General features: G+C 72.6%; 18 protein-coding genes. 13 read left to right on the forward strand and 5 right to left on the reverse strand.

What is annotated here, in order from left to right; translation table 11 throughout:
• Window positions 1-15 precede the first annotated feature (15 nt).
• A complete protein-coding gene (locus IEZ04_RS09340) occupies window positions 16-2,397 on the reverse strand; it encodes an ATP-binding cassette domain-containing protein (RefSeq protein WP_189216259.1) in 2,382 nt (793 codons plus the stop codon).
• 235 nt (window positions 2,398-2,632) lie between these two features.
• Here IEZ04_RS09340 and IEZ04_RS09345 point away from each other — a divergent pair, with 235 nt between their 5' ends.
• From IEZ04_RS09345 to IEZ04_RS09355, 3 genes are all read left to right on the forward strand, one after another.
• Window positions 2,633-3,019: a helix-turn-helix transcriptional regulator gene (locus IEZ04_RS09345; protein WP_189216628.1), complete on the forward strand. Its 387-nt coding sequence runs from the start codon at window positions 2,633-2,635 to the stop codon at window positions 3,017-3,019.
• Window positions 3,020-3,029: 10 nt separating this feature from the next.
• A complete protein-coding gene (locus IEZ04_RS09350; protein ID WP_189216260.1) occupies window positions 3,030-3,446 on the forward strand; it encodes a VOC family protein in 417 nt (138 codons plus the stop codon).
• Between the two features lie 127 nt (window positions 3,447-3,573).
• Complete coding sequence (locus tag IEZ04_RS09355) at window positions 3,574-4,356, forward strand: GNAT family N-acetyltransferase (protein WP_189216261.1); 783 nt, start codon at window positions 3,574-3,576, stop codon at window positions 4,354-4,356.
• A gap of 111 nt (window positions 4,357-4,467) precedes the next feature.
• Here IEZ04_RS09355 and IEZ04_RS09360 read toward each other — a convergent pair whose 3' ends face one another.
• On the reverse strand, window positions 4,468-4,731 hold the full coding sequence (locus tag IEZ04_RS09360; RefSeq protein WP_189216262.1) for a GlsB/YeaQ/YmgE family stress response membrane protein: 264 nt from the start codon (window positions 4,729-4,731) through the stop codon (window positions 4,468-4,470).
• A gap of 235 nt (window positions 4,732-4,966) precedes the next feature.
• On the opposite strand from IEZ04_RS09360, the gene IEZ04_RS09365 reads away from it, so the two are divergent.
• Window positions 4,967-5,431 carry an SRPBCC family protein gene (locus IEZ04_RS09365; protein ID WP_189216263.1) on the forward strand — a complete coding sequence of 155 codons (465 nt, stop codon included), beginning with the start codon at window positions 4,967-4,969 and terminating at the stop codon, window positions 5,429-5,431.
• Window positions 5,432-5,516: 85 nt separating this feature from the next.
• Here the strand turns inward: IEZ04_RS09365 and IEZ04_RS09370 are convergent, their stop codons facing one another.
• Entirely contained in the window at window positions 5,517-5,957 is a 441-nt protein-coding gene (locus IEZ04_RS09370) for an SPW repeat protein (RefSeq protein WP_189216264.1), read from the reverse strand.
• Between the two features lie 278 nt (window positions 5,958-6,235).
• Between IEZ04_RS09370 and IEZ04_RS09375 the strand changes: the two genes are divergently transcribed.
• From IEZ04_RS09375 to IEZ04_RS09390, 5 genes are all read left to right on the forward strand, one after another.
• A complete protein-coding gene (locus tag IEZ04_RS09375) occupies window positions 6,236-6,403 on the forward strand; it encodes a DUF8839 family protein (RefSeq protein WP_189216265.1) in 168 nt (55 codons plus the stop codon).
• A 223-nt stretch (window positions 6,404-6,626) separates the two neighbouring features.
• Window positions 6,627-6,704 (forward strand): putative leader peptide, encoded by a 78-nt coding sequence (locus IEZ04_RS35940; RefSeq protein WP_373296287.1) that lies wholly within the window; start codon window positions 6,627-6,629, stop codon window positions 6,702-6,704.
• A gap of 233 nt (window positions 6,705-6,937) precedes the next feature.
• A complete protein-coding gene (ssuE, locus tag IEZ04_RS09380; RefSeq protein ID WP_189216266.1) occupies window positions 6,938-7,492 on the forward strand; it encodes an NADPH-dependent FMN reductase in 555 nt (184 codons plus the stop codon).
• A 4-nt stretch (window positions 7,493-7,496) separates the two neighbouring features.
• Window positions 7,497-8,708, forward strand: coding sequence for an SfnB family sulfur acquisition oxidoreductase (locus tag IEZ04_RS09385; protein WP_189216267.1), 1,212 nt, complete (start codon window positions 7,497-7,499; stop codon window positions 8,706-8,708).
• Window positions 8,709-8,771: 63 nt separating this feature from the next.
• The gene (locus tag IEZ04_RS09390) at window positions 8,772-9,926 is read left to right on the forward strand and encodes an LLM class flavin-dependent oxidoreductase (RefSeq protein WP_189216268.1); all 1,155 of its coding nucleotides are present in this window, start codon (window positions 8,772-8,774) and stop codon (window positions 9,924-9,926) included.
• A 91-nt stretch (window positions 9,927-10,017) separates the two neighbouring features.
• On the opposite strand, the gene IEZ04_RS09395 is transcribed toward IEZ04_RS09390, so the two are convergent.
• On the reverse strand, window positions 10,018-11,073 hold the full coding sequence (locus IEZ04_RS09395; RefSeq protein ID WP_189216269.1) for an acyl-CoA dehydrogenase family protein: 1,056 nt from the start codon (window positions 11,071-11,073) through the stop codon (window positions 10,018-10,020).
• A gap of 235 nt (window positions 11,074-11,308) precedes the next feature.
• Here IEZ04_RS09395 and IEZ04_RS09400 point away from each other — a divergent pair, with 235 nt between their 5' ends.
• The 4 genes from IEZ04_RS09400 to IEZ04_RS09415 all read left to right on the forward strand — a co-directional run bounded on the left by IEZ04_RS09400 (window position 11,309) and on the right by IEZ04_RS09415 (window position 15,442).
• A complete protein-coding gene (locus tag IEZ04_RS09400) occupies window positions 11,309-12,217 on the forward strand; it encodes a glycoside hydrolase family 19 protein (RefSeq protein WP_189216270.1) in 909 nt (302 codons plus the stop codon).
• Window positions 12,218-12,351: 134 nt separating this feature from the next.
• The gene (locus IEZ04_RS09405) at window positions 12,352-13,743 is read left to right on the forward strand and encodes a PI-PLC domain-containing protein (RefSeq protein WP_189216271.1); all 1,392 of its coding nucleotides are present in this window, start codon (window positions 12,352-12,354) and stop codon (window positions 13,741-13,743) included.
• A 157-nt stretch (window positions 13,744-13,900) separates the two neighbouring features.
• On the forward strand, window positions 13,901-14,311 hold the full coding sequence (locus IEZ04_RS09410) for a VOC family protein (protein ID WP_189216272.1): 411 nt from the start codon (window positions 13,901-13,903) through the stop codon (window positions 14,309-14,311).
• A 42-nt stretch (window positions 14,312-14,353) separates the two neighbouring features.
• Window positions 14,354-15,442: an adenosine deaminase gene (locus tag IEZ04_RS09415; protein ID WP_189216273.1), complete on the forward strand. Its 1,089-nt coding sequence runs from the start codon at window positions 14,354-14,356 to the stop codon at window positions 15,440-15,442.
• Between the two features lie 12 nt (window positions 15,443-15,454).
• On the opposite strand, the gene IEZ04_RS09420 is transcribed toward IEZ04_RS09415, so the two are convergent.
• Window positions 15,455-15,970, reverse strand: coding sequence for a mycothiol transferase (locus IEZ04_RS09420; protein WP_189216274.1), 516 nt, complete (start codon window positions 15,968-15,970; stop codon window positions 15,455-15,457).
• Window positions 15,971-16,001: the final 31 nt, after the last annotated feature.

The raw sequence follows: 16,001 nt of genomic DNA on the forward strand, positions 1-16,001 counted from the left end.
GCGGCGAAGGCCCGGTCAGGCGCCGACGTAGGCCGCCAGGTGCTCGCCGGTGAGGGTGGAGCGGGCGGCGACGAGGTCGGCGGGTGTGCCCTCGAAGACGATCCGGCCGCCGTCGTGGCCGGCGCCCGGACCGAGGTCGACGATCCAGTCGGCGTGCGCCATGACCGCCTGGTGGTGCTCGACGACGATGACCGACTTGCCGGAGTCCACGAGCCGGTCCAGCAGACCGAGCAGCTGCTCGACGTCGGCCAGGTGCAGCCCTGCGGTCGGCTCGTCGAGCACGTACACACCGCCGTCGTCGGCCATGTGGGTGGCCAGCTTCAGCCGCTGCCGCTCGCCGCCGGACAGCGTGGTGAGCGGCTGGCCCAGGGTGAGGTAGCCCAGTCCGACGGCGGAGAGCCGGGTGAGGATCCTGTGCGCCGCCGGCACGCGCGCCTCACCGGCGGCGAAGAACTGCTCGGCCTCGGCGGCCGGCATCGCCAGCACCTCGCCGATGTGCCGGCCGCCGAGGCGGTACTCCAGCACCGCGGCCTGGAACCGTGCGCCCTCGCACTCCTCGCAGGTGGTCGACACGCCCTCCATCATGCCGAGGTCGGTGTAGACGACGCCGGCGCCGTTGCAGGTGGGGCAGGCGCCCTCGGAGTTGGAGCTGAACAGCGCCGGCTTCACCCCGTTGGCCTTGGCGAACGCTTTGCGGATCGGGTCCAGCAGGCCCGTGTACGTCGCCGGGTTGCTGCGCCGCGAGCCGCGGATCGGGCTCTGGTCCACCGTGATCACACCCTCGCCGGCCGGGATCGACCCGTGCACGAGCGAGCTCTTGCCGGAACCCGCGACGCCGGTGACGACGGTCAGCACGCCCAGCGGGATGTCGACGTCCACGTCCCTGAGGTTGTGCGCGTCAGCCCCCCGGATCGGGAGCTTGCCGGTGGGCGTGCGCACCGTCTTCTTCAGGGCGGCCCGGTCGTCGAGGTGGCGGCCGGTGACGGTGCCGGAGGCCCGCAGCCCCTCGACGGTGCCCTCGAAGCAGACGGTGCCGCCCGCCGTACCGGCGCCCGGGCCGAGGTCGACGACGTGGTCCGCGATCGCGATCACCTCCGGCTTGTGCTCCACGACGAGCACCGTGTTGCCCTTGTCGCGCAGCCGCAGCAGCAGGTCGTTCATCCGCTGGATGTCGTGCGGGTGCAGGCCCGTGGTGGGCTCGTCGAAGACGTACGTGACGTCGGTGAGCGAGGAGCCGAGGTGCCGGATCATCTTGGTGCGCTGTGCCTCGCCGCCGGAGAGCGTGCCCGCCGGCCGGTCCAGCGAGAGGTAGCCGAGCCCGATCTCCACGAACGAGTCGAGGGTGTCCCGCAGCGCGGTGAGCAGCGGCGCGACCGAAGGCTCGGCCAGTCCGCGGACCCATGCGGCCAGATCGCTGATCTGCATCGCACAGGCGTCGGCGATGCTGATCCCCTCGATCTTCGACGACCGGGCCGCCTCGCTGAGCCGCGTGCCGTCGCAGTCGGGACAGACGGTGAAGGTGACCGTACGCTCCACGAAGGCCCGGACGTGCGACTGCAGCGCGTCGACGTCCTTGGACAGCATCGACTTCTGGATCTTCGGGATCAGCCCTTCGTAGGTCAGGTTGACGCCGTCGACCTTGATCCTGGTCGGCTCCTTGTGGAGCAGGTCGTGCAGCTCCCTCTCCGTGAAGTCACGGATCGGCTTGTCCGGGTCGAAGAAGCCGCAGCCGCTGAAGATACGGCCGTACCAGCCGTCGGTGCTGTAGCCGGGGATGGTGAGCGCGCCCCCGTTGAGCGACTTGCTGTCGTCGTAGAGCTGGGACAGGTCGATGTCGTTGACCGAGCCGCGGCCCTCGCAGCGCGTACACATGCCGCCGGTACGGCTGAAGGTCGCCTTCTGTGCCTTCCTCGCACCGCGTTCGACGGTGATCGCGCCGCTCGCGCGGACCGAGGCGGTGTTGAAGGAGTAGGCACTGGGCGGACCGATGTGCGGCTGCCCGAGCCGGCTGAACAGGATGCGCAGCATCGCGTTGGCGTCGGTGGCGGTGCCGACCGTGGAGCGCGGGTCGGCGCCCATCCGCTTCTGGTCGACGATGATCGCGGTCGTCAGCCCGTCGAGGACGTCGACCTCGGGCCGCGCCAGGGTCGGCATGAAGCCCTGGACGAAGGCGCTGTACGTCTCGTTGATGAGCCGCTGGGACTCCGCGGCGACGGTGTCGAACACCAGCGAGCTCTTGCCCGAGCCGGAGACCCCGGTGAACACCGTCAGCCGGCGCTTCGGTATCTCGATGCTGACGTCCTTGAGGTTGTTCTCGCGCGCACCGTGCACACGGATCAGGCCGTGGCTGTCGGCGACGTGCTGCGTGGACGGCTGCGGGTCCGTACTCGGGGCCATGGTCAACGTGTCTCCATCCGTTGCGCTCGCGGTCGCGGGCGCGGGCGGCTCGGGGATTGCGGGTCGGTGGCTCGGTGGTTCGGTGGTTCGATGACTCGGTGGATCAGGCTAGACGTGGCCCGGTGCCCGGCGCTTCTCCATTCCTGATCACCCCGGGCGACCGCCGTGGGAAACTGACCGGGTGACACAGCAGGAGCTCGACGACCTGGTCCGGCTGCGGCGGGCCCGTGACCGGATGGACCGCGACTACGCCGAGCCGCTCGACGTCCCGGCGCTGGCGCGGGAGGCCCTGATGTCGCCGGGCCACTTCTCCCGCAGCTTCCGCGCCGCCTACGGCGAGACGCCGTACGGCTACCTGATGACCCGTCGCATCGAGCGGGCCAAGGCGCTGCTGCGGCGCGGCGACCTCACGGTGACCGAGGTCTGCTTCGCGGTCGGCTGTACGTCCCTGGGCTCGTTCAGCTCGCGCTTCACCAGGCTGGTCGGCGAGAGCCCGAGTGCGTACCGGGCCCGCGACCATGATCAGGGCGCCGTCGTCCCGGCGTGCATCGCCAAGATGTACACCCGGCCGGTAAGGGATCGGTCAGGAACGGAGAAGCCGCGCCCGGTCACCGGGCAATAGCGTGAGCGGTATGAACATCACCGTTTCCCAATGCTTCATCGCCGTCGACGACCACGACGCGGCCATCGCCTTCTACCGTGACGCGCTCGGCCTCGAGATACGCAATGACGTGCAGTTCGAGGGAATGCGCTGGGTGACCGTCGGGGCGCCCGCGCAGCCGGACGTGAACATCGTCCTGGAGCCGCCCCTCGCCGACCCGAACGCCTCCCCGGCCGACCGGCGGACCATGGCGGAGCTGATGGCCAAGGGCCTGCTGCGCGGCGTCATCTTCGCGACGGACGACTGCGACGCCACGTTCGAGCGGGTCAGCGCCGCGGGTGGCGAGGTGCTCCAGGAACCGATGGACCAGCCCTTCGGCGTCCGTGACTGCGCGTTCCGCGATCCCGCCGGGAATCTGCTGCGCTTCACCCAGCCGCTCAAGGACTGAGCCGGTCCGGTTCCGGGCCGGTCCGGCCCCGGGCCGGCCCAGGAACCGGAGCCGCCCCTGGGCCGGTCCGCGCGGGCCGGCCCGAAATCCGTTGCCCGGGAGGCTTCCCGGGTGGTGCAGTGAGCGGATGGATCATGCCGCGGTACTTGCTCTGTTCGACCGGGAAGTGCGGGAGGGCGCACGGCCCGACGGCCCCGGGGCGCGTGTCGAGCGCGCCCACGGGGTCGTGCGCCGGGTCGGCGCCGGGGACGACTGGAGCGCGGTGCTCTGGTCGGACCTGGACGGGACGACCGCGGACGAGGCCATCGCCGCGCAGGTGCGGTACTTCGCCGGGCTCGGCCAGGAGTTCGAGTGGAAGCTGTACGGGCACGATCTGCCCGCGGACCTGGGGGAGCGGCTGGAGGCGGCCGGGTTCACGGCCGAGCCGGCGGAGACGCTGATGGTCGCGGACCTGGAGCAGGTCGCCCTCGACAGCGAACCACCGGAGGGCGTACGGCTGCTCCGGGTCACCGACGCCGCGGGTGTCGACCTGATGGCCGAGGTGCATGCGCGGGTCTTCGGGCGGGACACCGCACGGATGCGCCGTGACCTGTCGGGCCGCCTCGCCGCCGCCCCGGACACGCTCGTGGCCGTCGTGGCGCTCGCCGGGGACCGGCCGGTCGGCGCGGCGCGCCTGGAGACGGTGCCGGGCACGCGGTTCGCCGGGCTGTGGGGCGGCGGCACCGTGGACGGCTGGCGCGGGCGTGGCCTCTACCGCGCCCTGGTCGCCCACCGGGCGCGGGCCGCCGCCGCGCTCGGCCACCGCTACCTCCAGGTGGACGCCATGGACACGAGCCGCCCCGTCCTGGAGCGCCTCGGCTTCCGCCCGCTCACCACGACGACGCCGTACCTGTCACCGCCGATCGCCTGAGGGCGCCGCCGGGATCCGCCCCCGGGCGCCGGGGAAGAGGACGGTGCGTCGTCCGCGGGTCCGTGGTGACCGGCCGCGCAGTTCCCCGCGCCCCCATGGGGCGCCTGGGTGTCAGCGGCGGGTGCGCATCCCGTCGAGTGCCGCGACGCCGAGTGCCGCCAGTCCGATCTGGACGAGCCATTCGATCCAGTCGACGCCCCCGGTGTCGGCCACGCCGAACGCGGTGGCCAGCGCGGTACCGGCCAGGGCGGCGACGATGCCGACCACGATGGTCAGCAGGACGCCGATGTGCTGGCGGCCGGGGACGACGAGCCGGCCGAGCACACCGATGACGACGCCGATGACGATGGCACTGATGATGCTGGAGATCTCCATCTCCACCCCTCCTCGCCGGGCCCCCACGCCCGAGGGCCGCCGTACCGGTGCGTGTGCCCGCTGGACGTGCGGGCAGTCCGTTCCGCTTCCACGACCCGTCCGCGCTGCCGCGCACCCCGCACCGCCCTCCTGCCCACCCGGCCCCGTGCGGCGGGGCGGGGGAAGCTGGACCCACCAGAGTCCGGGCGCCGCCGTTGCGCGCGCTCACCGCCCCGAGCAACGAGCCGAGGAAGCCATGGCCGACAAGCCGACCTCCGTGTACGTCCTCTACGTCCGCGGTACGCCCGAGCAGGTCTGGGACGCGCTCACCGACGCCGGCCTGACCGCCGCCTACTGGGGTCACTCCAACGTCTCCGACTGGCGTCCGGGCTCCCGCTGGGAGCATGTGCGGACGGACGGCTCGGGCGTCGCCGACGTCGTCGGCACGGTCGTGGAGAGCGGGCGGCCCACCCGTCTCGTGACCACCTGGGCCGACCCCGCGGACGAGGCCGCGGCGGACCGCCACTCACGGGTCACCTTCGACATCACGCCGCACGCCGACATCGTCCGGCTCACCGTCACCCACGAGGACCTGGCCGACGAGGCCGAGCGGGAGCAGGCGGCCGCCGGCTGGGCGGCCGTGCTGTCGAACCTGAAGACCTTGCTGGAGACGGGCGCCCCGCTCCCCCAGGATCCCTGGAACGTGCCGGCGGGCCAGTAGCGATCACCGTCGCCGCACGGCAGTGGGCCGGTCCGCCGAACGGACCGGCCCGTCCTTCCCCTCGCGGGTCCTTCCGTCACACCGGTTACATGTCGCTCCGTGCACTCTTCGCCGCCGCCCCCGCGCACACCATTCCCATGAGCAGAGTCAGGGCGCCGACGGCGGCGTTGTTGGCGATGACGCCGGCGTCCGGGTTCCTGCCGACGATCCACGGCGAGATGATCATCCAGATACCCATGGCGCACATGGCCCAGCTGAGGCCGTACATCCTTGCCGGGGCGGTGGTGAACCCGATGGCCAGCAGGGATATCGCGATGCCGATGATCAGGTTGTGCGTCGTGAGGAACGTCTGGTCGGCCGCGAAGTGGACTATCCACGGGGACACGGCGAAGTACAGACCGAGCAGGAAGACCGGTGCGTCCATGAGCGCCACATCGCGCCCACCGACCATGCGGGCGTACCTGTCGCGCATCTCGGAGACGTCGGGGTGGCTGGCGATGTCGCTCCTGTACGAGACTCTGGCCATGGTTCGGCTCCTTGGTTCTCTCGGCGGGCCTGGCCGTTCTTGGTCCGACGCGAGGCAAATGCCTCGTATATCCATTCTGCTCTTATTGAAGGCTTATGTGTAGCAATGAACATGACCAGTGACATGATCGGCGAGGCCGGCCGGGCCGGGCCGCCGACGGGGTGGTTTTCCGGCATGGGTTGACATGTCCGCCTGGATCCGGGGCAAGCGGAGGGAACAGGAGAGGCCGGTTCGAGACGGCGAGTCGAAGATCGACGACGCAGGAGGTGTGCGCCACTATGCGTGCGAAGGTGTTGGAGCGTTTCTCCGCGGGTGCTCCGAGGGGATCGTGGCCGGCGGAGGAGTACGCGGCCAGGCGCCGTGCCGAGGGTGAACCGGCGACCGTGGTGATGGACATGGAGTCCGACGCCTTCCTCGTGGTGGTCCCCACACGCGACGACGACTGACCTGCCCACCGCCGGCCGCCTCCGAGCGGCCGGCGCACACGACGTGCGTGGTGCGGCCGTACGCATGACCACCGGCCGGCCGCGCAGCAGCCGCGTGGCACGGAGCCCTCGGACCGCGGGAATCCACGCGGGCTGCGAGATGCGCATGCTGGTCCGGGATGCGGGAACGGCCGGGTGTTCCTTGACCGGCCGGTCGGGGGCTGCCACGATCAGGGACATGATGATGCGACTGGACCTCACGCGGCGACGCCACGTCGACCTCGTCCGTGTCTCCAGCGCCTCCTGTCGTACCGCGGCCTGAATCCCCTCGTTCCGCCGCCCGCTCCCCACGGTCCCAGCCGCTCGCCTCGTTCGTGCTCGCGCCGCCCCGGGCCGTGCGAGCACGTCCGCGCGTGCGTCGGATCCCACCGCCTGTCCGGCCGTCCGGACCCACATCACCGCCACGGGTTCGCCGTGCCCTTCGCGGATCGACGGACCGCCCGTACGCGCCCGAGCGCCCGCCGTGCCGCTCCCTCCCAGAAGAGGACCAGAACCATGGCCACCGTCCTGTCCGTCTCCGGCAGCCCCTCCGTCTCCTCCCGCACCGCCCGTCTCGTGCGCCACCTGGACGCCCGTCTCGCCGCCCAGGGCCACGAGGTGGTCCCGCTCGACATCCGCACCGTCCCGGCCGAGGCCCTGCTCGGCGCCGACTTCCGGCACCCGGCGATCGTCGAGGCCGCCGAGCTCTTCGCACACGCCGACGGCGTCGTCGTCGCCACCCCCGTCTACAAGGCCTCCTACTCGGGCGTCCTCAAGGCGCTCCTCGACCTGCTGCCGCAGTACGCCCTCACCGGCAAGACCGTGCTGCCGCTCGCCACCGGCGGCAGCACCGCGCACGTCCTCGCCATCGACTACGCGCTCCGCCCCGTGCTCAACTCCATGGGCGCGGCGCACATCGTGCAGGGCTGGTTCACCCTCGACAAGGACATCACCACCCACGACGACGGCTCCGTCACCGTCGCCCCGGAAGCGGCCGAGGCGCTGACCCGGGTCGTCGACCAGTTCTCGGCGGCGCTCGGCGGTGTCCCGCTCCTGGCCGCGGCGGGCTGACACCATGAGTGAACGATCCGCCGCCGGGCCCGCGAAGGTCATCGCCGACGACGTCGAGGCCCTGGGCGTCGCGAGGAGCCTCGCCGAGGAGTTCCGTGCGGGAGCGTCCGCGCGGGACGCCGAGCGCCGGCTGCCCCGGGCCGAACTGGACCGCCTGTCCGCCTCCGGACTGCTCGCGGTCACCGTTCCCGCCGAGTACGGGGGAGCGGACGTGACGCAGGGGACCCTCGCGGAGATCTTCCGGCTGCTGGCCGCGGCCGACGCCAGCCTCGCCCAGATCCCGCAGAGCCACTTCGTGTACGTCAACGTCATCCGCCGTCAGGGGACGCACGCGCAGCGGGAGTTCTTCTTCGGCGAGGTGCTCGCCGGGCGCCGCTTCGGCAACGCCCAGTCGGAGGCGGGCACGCAGCACGTCCAGGACATCCGCACACGCCTCACGCCCCGCCTCGACGGCTCGTACACCCTCACCGGCGTCAAGCACTACTCCACCGGCGCGCTCTTCGCGGACTGGATCCCGGTCCTCGCCCGCGAGGGTGGCGGGGACGGCGCCCTGCACGTCGCGTACGTGCCGCGCGGCGCCGACGGGGTCACCGTCGTGGACGACTGGGACGGCATGGGACAGCGCACGACGGCCAGCGGCACGGTCCGCCTGGAGGACGTGCGCGTACCCGCCGACCGGGTCCTCCCGCACCACCTCACCTTCCAGGGCCCTCAACTGCACGGCGCCGTCGCCCAGTTGCTGCACGCGGCGATCGACGCGGGCATCGCCGGCGGCGCCCTCGCGGAGGCGGCCGAGTTCGTCCGTACGAAGACCAGGCCGTGGTTCGAGGCGGGCGTCGACAGCGCCGCCGATGACCCGCTGCTCGTCCAGCGCTTCGGTGAACTCGCCGTCCGGGTGCGGGCGTCCGAGGCGCTGCTCGGCGTGGCCGCCCGGCAGGTCGACGCCGCCCGCGCCGACCTGACCGACGACAGCGCGGCCGAGGCCTCGATCGCCGTGGCCGCCGCGAAGGCGCACGCGGCGGCCACCGCCGTGGAGGTGGCGGGCGCCCTCTTCGAGGTGGCGGGCACCCGCTCGGCGCTGAACTCCCTCAACCTGCACCGCCACTGGCGCGACGCCCGGATCCACACCCTCCACGACCCATCCCGCTGGAAGATCCAGCACATCGGGCGGTACGTGCTGAACGGCACCCGGCCGCCCCGCCACGGCCTGCTCTGACGCCCCGCCCCCGAGAACAAGAACTCGTCACGGACGTGCCGACGTCCCGGATCGGAGACCCCCGTGTCCCTCACCTTCCACTGGTTCCTGCCGACCAACGGCGACAGCCGTGACGTCGTCGGCGGCGGTCACGGCACCCCGGCCACCGCCACCGGCCGGGACCGGCCGCCCACGGTCGCCTACCTCGGCCAGATCGCCCGCGCCGCCGAGAACCTCGGCTTCGTCGGCGCGCTCACCCCGACCGGCGCCTGGTGCGAGGACGCGTGGCTGACGACGGCGATGGTCAGCCAGCACACGGAACGGCTGAAGTTCCTGATCGCGTTCCGGCCCGGTTTCCTCTCACCCACGCTCGCCGCGCAGATGGCGTCCACCTTCCAGCGGCAGACCGGCGGGCGGCTGCTGCTCAACGTCGTCACCGGCGGCGAGAGCCACGAGCAGCGGGCCTACGGCGACTTCCTCGACAAGGACGCGCGCTACCGCCGTACCGGAGAGTTCCTGCGGATCGTGCGCGAACTGTGGGACGGGAAGACGGTCGACCTGGCGGGGGAGCACCTCCGGGTCGAGGACGCCCGGCTCGCCCGGCTGCCCGACCCGGTCCCCGAGGTGTACTTCGGCGGCTCCTCGCCCGCCGCCGCCGAGGTCGCCGCGCGCCACGTGGACGTCTACCTCACCTGGGGCGAGCCGCCCGCCCAGGTCGCCGGGAAGATCGCCCGGATCAGGGAGCTCGCGGCGCGCAAGGGCCGTACCCTGCGCTTCGGCATCCGGCTGCACGTCATCACCCGCGACACCGCCGCGCAGGCCTGGACCGAGGCGAACCGGCTGCTCGACGGCTTCGGCCCGGAGACCGTGAAGGCGGTGCAGGCCGGGCTGGCCCGCAGCGAGTCCGAGGGCCAGCGGCGCATGCTCGCCCTGCACGACGGCGGTACCCGCGACCTCCGCTCCCTGGAGATCCACCCCAATCTGTGGGCGGGCATCGGCCTCGTCCGCGGCGGCGCCGGCACCGCCCTCGTCGGCAGCCACGACGAGGTCGCCGACCGCATCGAGGAGTATCACGCCCTCGGCATCGACGAGTTCGTCCTGTCCGGCTATCCGCACCTGGAGGAGGCGTACTGGTTCGGCGAGGGCGTGCTGCCGCGGCTGGCCGCGCGGGGCGTGTGGCGGCACCCGGACGAGCGGCGGGGCGTTCCGGCGGCGGCCCAGGTGCCGTTCGCGAGCTGAGGTTCCGCCGGTCGCCCGGTGCGTGTGTCCGGTGCGGTCCCGCCCCGGCCGGCCGCGGCGGAACTGCACAGCGAGACGGTCCCGCGCCCCCTCAGCACGCGGCCAGCGTGCCGAGGTGGGCCCGGCGCACCTCGGCCGTCTGGCCCTGGACCAGCAGGAACATCCCCTCGCGCGCCAGCCGCTGCGCGCGGCTCGTGAGGGCCAGGGACCGGCCGCCCCCGGCGACGACCGCTGCGGTCGTCGCCGCGCGCATCAGGTCGTACGCGCGCGTCTTGAGGAACAGCCGCTCCTCGACGCGCTCGTGCGGCACCGGGTGGACCGCCAGTCCGTACGCCCGGCGCCGCACCTCGTCGACGGCGGCCCGCAGGGAACGCGCGGTCTCCTTCGCCTCCGGGTCCGGGAACTCCTCCAGCAGCGCCAGCGCCGCGCAGGTGAGGCCGAGGACGGCCGGGGAGGCGTTGGTGTTCCTGGGCAGGTCGGTCCGCGCGAACTCCTCGCGCGGGGTGCGCAGCACGACCGCCTCCTCGTCCAGCCACAGCCCGTCGAGCTCCAGCGAGACCGTCTGGGCCGCGGTGAGCGCCGCCAGCCGCATCGGGGCCGACGCACGCACGCCCGGCTGCTCGCGGGCCTCGGTGAACGCGAACACCACCTCGTCCGCGTCGGTCACCCCGGCGAGCAGCATCACGTCGTTCAGGCCCCAGCCCGTGTACCACGGCACCACGCCGTCGAAGCGCCAGCCGCCCCGCTCGGCCCGCGCGCGCACCGGAACCCGGGGGAAGGCGCGGACGTGCGCGAACGCGATCCCGGCCAGCAGTTCACCGCTCGCCAGGGGCCGCAGCAGCCGGTCCCGCACGGGCCGTCGCGAGCCCGCCAGCATCCTCACGGGAGTGTGGTGCTGGGTCTGCACGAACCACGTCGAACAGCACGCTCCGGCCAGGATCTCGGCGACCTCCAGGGTCACCGCCGGGGGCGCGTCCGCCCCTCCGTGCTCCACCGGCGCGCTCAGCCCGAGCAGCCCCGACCGTTTCAGGACATCGAGGTGGCCGGCGGGGACGCCTTCCTGGTCGACCCGCTCGGCGTGCGGTGCGAACACCTCGTCCGCGAGCTGCCGGGCGCGGCGGACGAGGGGGTGGGGTGCGGTGGTCATGCGGCGCATTCTCCCCGGGCGACGACGCGTGCACGCTTCGGCCACGCGGGCTTCACAGTTGACTGGTCTACACCCTTGACTGGTACAGACCAAAGCGGTTGAGTGTGCCTGCACCGACCCCCACCACGGCCGTTCCCCCACCATGCCGTGGCCGGCTCGTCCGGCACGTGCGCACGGGGCCTCTCCGTCCTGCCCGGACGGGACGCGGCCGCGAACCGTGAAGGAGTCTGCTCCCATGCCGAAACTGAGACGCCGCCTCTCCGCCGTGCTCACCGCGCTGCTCATCGGCACCGCCGCGCCGCTGGTCCTGCCCGCCCAGCCCGCGGCCGCCGCGCCCTGTTCGAGCTACCCGAACTGGGTCGCCGGCCAGTGGTACAACGCCGGTGACGTCGTCCGGTACACCGACGGCAAGGCGTACATCGCCGAGCACGGCAACCCGGGCTACGACCCGATCATCAGCACCTGGTACTGGGAACCGTACGCCTGCGACGGCGGCAGCAACCCGGGCAATCCCGGCAACCCCTCCGGGTTCGTCGTGAGCGAGGCCCAGTTCAACCAGATGTTCCCGAACCGGAACTCGTTCTACACGTACAGCGGCCTCACGGCGGCCCTCAGCGCCTACCCGGCCTTCGCCAACACGGGCGACGACGCGCTGAAGAGGCGGGAGGCCGCGGCCTTCCTCGCCAACGTCAGCCACGAGACCGGCGGGCTCGTCCACGTCGTGGAGCAGAACCAGGCCAACTACCCGCACTACTGCGACTGGAGCCAGCCCTACGGCTGCCCGGCCGGCCAGGCCGCCTACTACGGCCGCGGCCCCATCCAGCTCAGCTGGAACTTCAACTACAAGGCGGCCGGTGACGCGCTCGGCATCGACCTGCTGGGCAACCCCTGGCTGGTGCAGAACGACTCGTCCGTGGCCTGGAAGACCGCCCTGTGGTACTGGAACACCCAGACCGGTCCGGGCACGATGACCGGCCACAACGCCATCGTCAACGGCGCGGGCTTCGGCGAGACCATCCGCAGCATCAACGGCTCCATCGAGTGCAACGGCGGCAACCCGGCACAGGTGCAGAGCCGCGTCGACAACTTCCAGCGGTTCACGCAGATCCTCGGAACCACACCGGGCGGCAACCTCTACTGCTGACGGCGGACGGCGGCCCGTGGTGTCATGCACCTGACCGGGATGACCGACCGGAACTGGTCCTCCGGCCCGAACCGGCCCTCCGACCTGAACCGGTCTCCCCCCACCGGTCGCCGACCCCACCGAAGGGCACCGTGATGCCGCACCCCCGCACCACCCTGCTCGTGACGACCGCCGCGCTGGCCGCGGCGGTCGTCGCCCCCTCGCCCGCCGTCCCCGCATCCCCGCAGGCTCCCGCCGCCGCCGTCCCGGCCCCGGGCGCGTACTACGTGCAGAGCGCCGTCACCGGTCTCAACGCGGCCGACAGCGACGGGACGGTGGAGCAGCACCGGCCCCGCGGCGACGAGGACCACCAGCGCTGGACGCTGCGCGCGAGCGGAGCCTCGTACGTCCTGGAGAGCACCGACGCGGCGGGCAGCTGCCTGGGCCGCGACGGTGACCGGGCCGTCACCGTCGCCTGTGCGAGCACCGACGCCGCCTGGGAGATCACCGGGGCCGCGGCAGCCGACCGGTACCGGCTCAAGGCCCCCGGCACCGACCGCCACCTCGCCGTCGCCGCCAAGCCCGCGGGCGCCAACCACCCCGCCCCGCTCACCGTCGGCCCGGCGGGCGACCTGGCCGCCTGGTACCTCACCCCGGTCGACCCCGCGACCCGCCCCATGCCGCCGGCCGACCAGCGAACACTGGACCAGGTCACCTTCCTCACCTCCCACAACGCCTACGCCAACGGCGTCGACGGCGGCTTCGCCCCGCCCTTCGTGAACCTGGTGCCCAACCAGACCCGGGGCATCGACCGGCAACTCGCCGACGGCGTGCGCGGGTTCATGCTCGACATCCACCAGACCTCCGACGGCGCGATCCTCTGCCACAACAGCTGCACCCTGGTAGGCGGCCCGGTCGCGCTCTGGGTGGACGTCCAGCGGATCGTCGACTTCCTGGAGCGCAACCCCGGTCAGTTCGTCACCGTCTTCCTGGAGGACTACGTCGACCCGTCCGTCCTGCGTGCCGAACTCGCCCGTGTCGATGGCCTGTCCGACGTGCTGTACCGGCCGGACCGGGCAGGCGTACGGGAGAACGGCTGGCCGCGCATGGCCGATCTGATCGCGGCGAACGACCGGCTGCTGCTCTTCACGGATCACAGCCGCTCGGCCGACGAGGCGGCGGGGCTCACCCGGGACGGCTTCGGCGTGATGTACCAGCGGGAGTGGACCGTCGAGAACCACTGGTCCATGGGCCCGGGAGTGGGCGCCTCCGACTGGTCCTGTTACAGCCGGTGGTACGACGCGAACACCAACATCCCGCTGACCCGCACCGAGGCGGGCTTCCGCCCGCTGTTCGTGATGAACCACTTCCGGGACGCGGGAATCACGTCCACGGCGGCCACGGACAACGCCAAGCTCGCCGACCGGGCGCAGCGGTTCTGCCGGCCGGCCGCCCGCAAGAAGCCCAACTTCCTCGCGGTCGACCACTACGACCGCGGGAACCCGGCGGCGGCGGTCGCCACCCTGAACACCTACACGTACCCGTAAGCGGCCCGACGGCGAGCGACCGGGCGGGCGACCGGGCGGGGAACGGCCCGCCACGCCCGCCCGGTTTGCCGTAGCGGTCGTGTTACGTATAACGTCCCGGCAGTCGCACCGCGCACGAACCGGAGGGCCGACGACCCCGATGACCGAGACGACCCCGATGCCTCCGACCCGACACATCGCCCTGGTCACGCTCGTCGTCGACGACTACGACGAGGCGATCCGCTTCTACACGGAGGCGCTCGGGTTCCGGCTGGCCGAGGACGCGCCGCGGCCCGACGGGGGCCGCTGGGTCGTCGTCGAGCCGGGGGACGCAGGACGGGGCGGCTGCGCGCTGCTGCTGGCCCGGGCGCGGGGCGAGGCGCAGCGCGCCCGGATCGGCGACCAGACCGGCGGGCGCGTGGGCTTCTTCCTGCACACGGACGACTTCGCCCGCGACCACGCGCGGATGCGCGCGGCGGGCGTGACCTTCCTGGAGGAGCCGCGCCACGAGCCGTACGGCACGGTCGCCGTCTTCCAGGACCTGTACGGCAACCGGTGGGACCTGCTCCAGCCCGCCACGACCCACTGAGACACGCACCCCGCAACCCCGCACATCGAGGACACGCACCGCATGACCGCCGCCCCCGCCCCCCGCATCGACGCCGACACCCTCCGCCGTCTCCCCAAGGCCGTGCTGCACGACCACCTCGACGGCGCCCTGCGGCCCGCCACGCTCGTGGAGCTCGCGGAGACGGCCGGCCACACCCTGCCGGTCACCGACCCCGAGGCGCTGGCCGCCTGGTTCCGCGAGGCCGCGGGCTCCGGTGACCTGGTCCGCTACATAGCCACCTTCGAGCACACCCTCGCGGTGATGCAGACCCGCGAGAGCCTGCTGCGCACCGCCGAGGAGTACGTGCTCGACCTGGCGGCGGACGGTGTCGTCTACGGCGAGGTCCGGTACGCCCCCGAGCTGATGCTGCGCGGTGAGCTGACCCTGCCGGAGGTCGTCGAGGCGGTGCAGGAGGGCCTGGCCGCCGGCATGGCGAAGGCGGCGGCCGCGGGCACCCCGGTCCGCGTCGGCACCCTGCTCTGCGGCATGCGCATGTTCGACCGTACGCGCGAGATCGCCGGCCTGGCCGTGGCGTACCGGGACGCGGGCGTCGTCGGCTTCGACATCGCGGGCGCCGAGGACGGCTTCCCGGCCGCCGACCACCTGGCCGCCTTCGAGCACCTGCGGGCCGAGAGCGTGCCGTTCACCATCCACGCCGGCGAGGCGCACGGCCTGCCGAGCATCCACCAGGCGCTCCAGGTGTGCGGCGCCCAGCGGATCGGGCACGGCGTGCGGATCACCGACGACATCCCCGACCTCGCGGCCGGCAAGCTCGGCCGGCTCGCGGCCTGGGTGCGCGACCGCCGGATCGCCCTGGAGATGTGCCCGACCTCCAACCTCCAGACCGGCGCGGCGACCTCCATCGCCGAGCACCCCGTCACGGCCCTGAAGGACCTGGGCTTCCGCGTCACCGTCAACACGGACAACCGCCTGGTGTCGGGCACGACCATGACCCGCGAGATGTCCCTGCTCGTCGAGGAGGCGGGCTGGACGCTCGACGACCTGCGCACGGTCACGGTGAACGCCGTGAAGAGCGCCTTCCTCCCCTACGACGAGCGCGTCGCCCTCATCCGGGACGTCGTCCTGCCGGGGTACGAACTCGCCGGGTGACATCCCGCCGGGCTACGACGCCGCGCGCTGCAGCAGCCCCCGCGCGTACGCGGCCTGGCCGACGTGCTGGAGGTCGTCGGACAGCACGCTGGCCAGCCGCACGCCGAGGGTGACGGGCGGGTCCCAGTTCTCGTCCACGACGTCGTCCAGGTCCTTCGCGGTGAGTCCGCCCAGGTAGGCCAGGGTCCGTTCGTGCACCGCGTCGTAGTAGCCCAGCAGCAGGTCGGCCGAGCCGACCCGCACCTGGGCGACCTGCTCGGGCGTGTGCCCGTACCCCGTGTCCTCGACGGGCAGGCCGAGGCCGAAGCGGTCGGCCCAGCCCTCCGACGTCCACACCTGGTCCCGGCCGGCCACGTCCGCGACGTGGTCGTCCTGGACGCGGGTGAGGTGCCAGACCAGCCAGCCGATCGGATTGGCCCCGCCCTGTGGCGGGCTGTTCAGGTCGTCGGGCGTGAGGCCCCCGAGGACGGAGTGAACCTCTTCCTTGATGCGTCCGTACGCTTCGATGAGAACGTCGTTCGTCTCCATGCCGTCCGCGTTCCCGTACGAGCGGCTGTCG

Source organism: Streptomyces ruber (assembly GCF_014648075.1).
Classification (GTDB): Bacteria; Actinomycetota; Actinomycetes; order Streptomycetales; family Streptomycetaceae; genus Streptomyces; species Streptomyces ruber.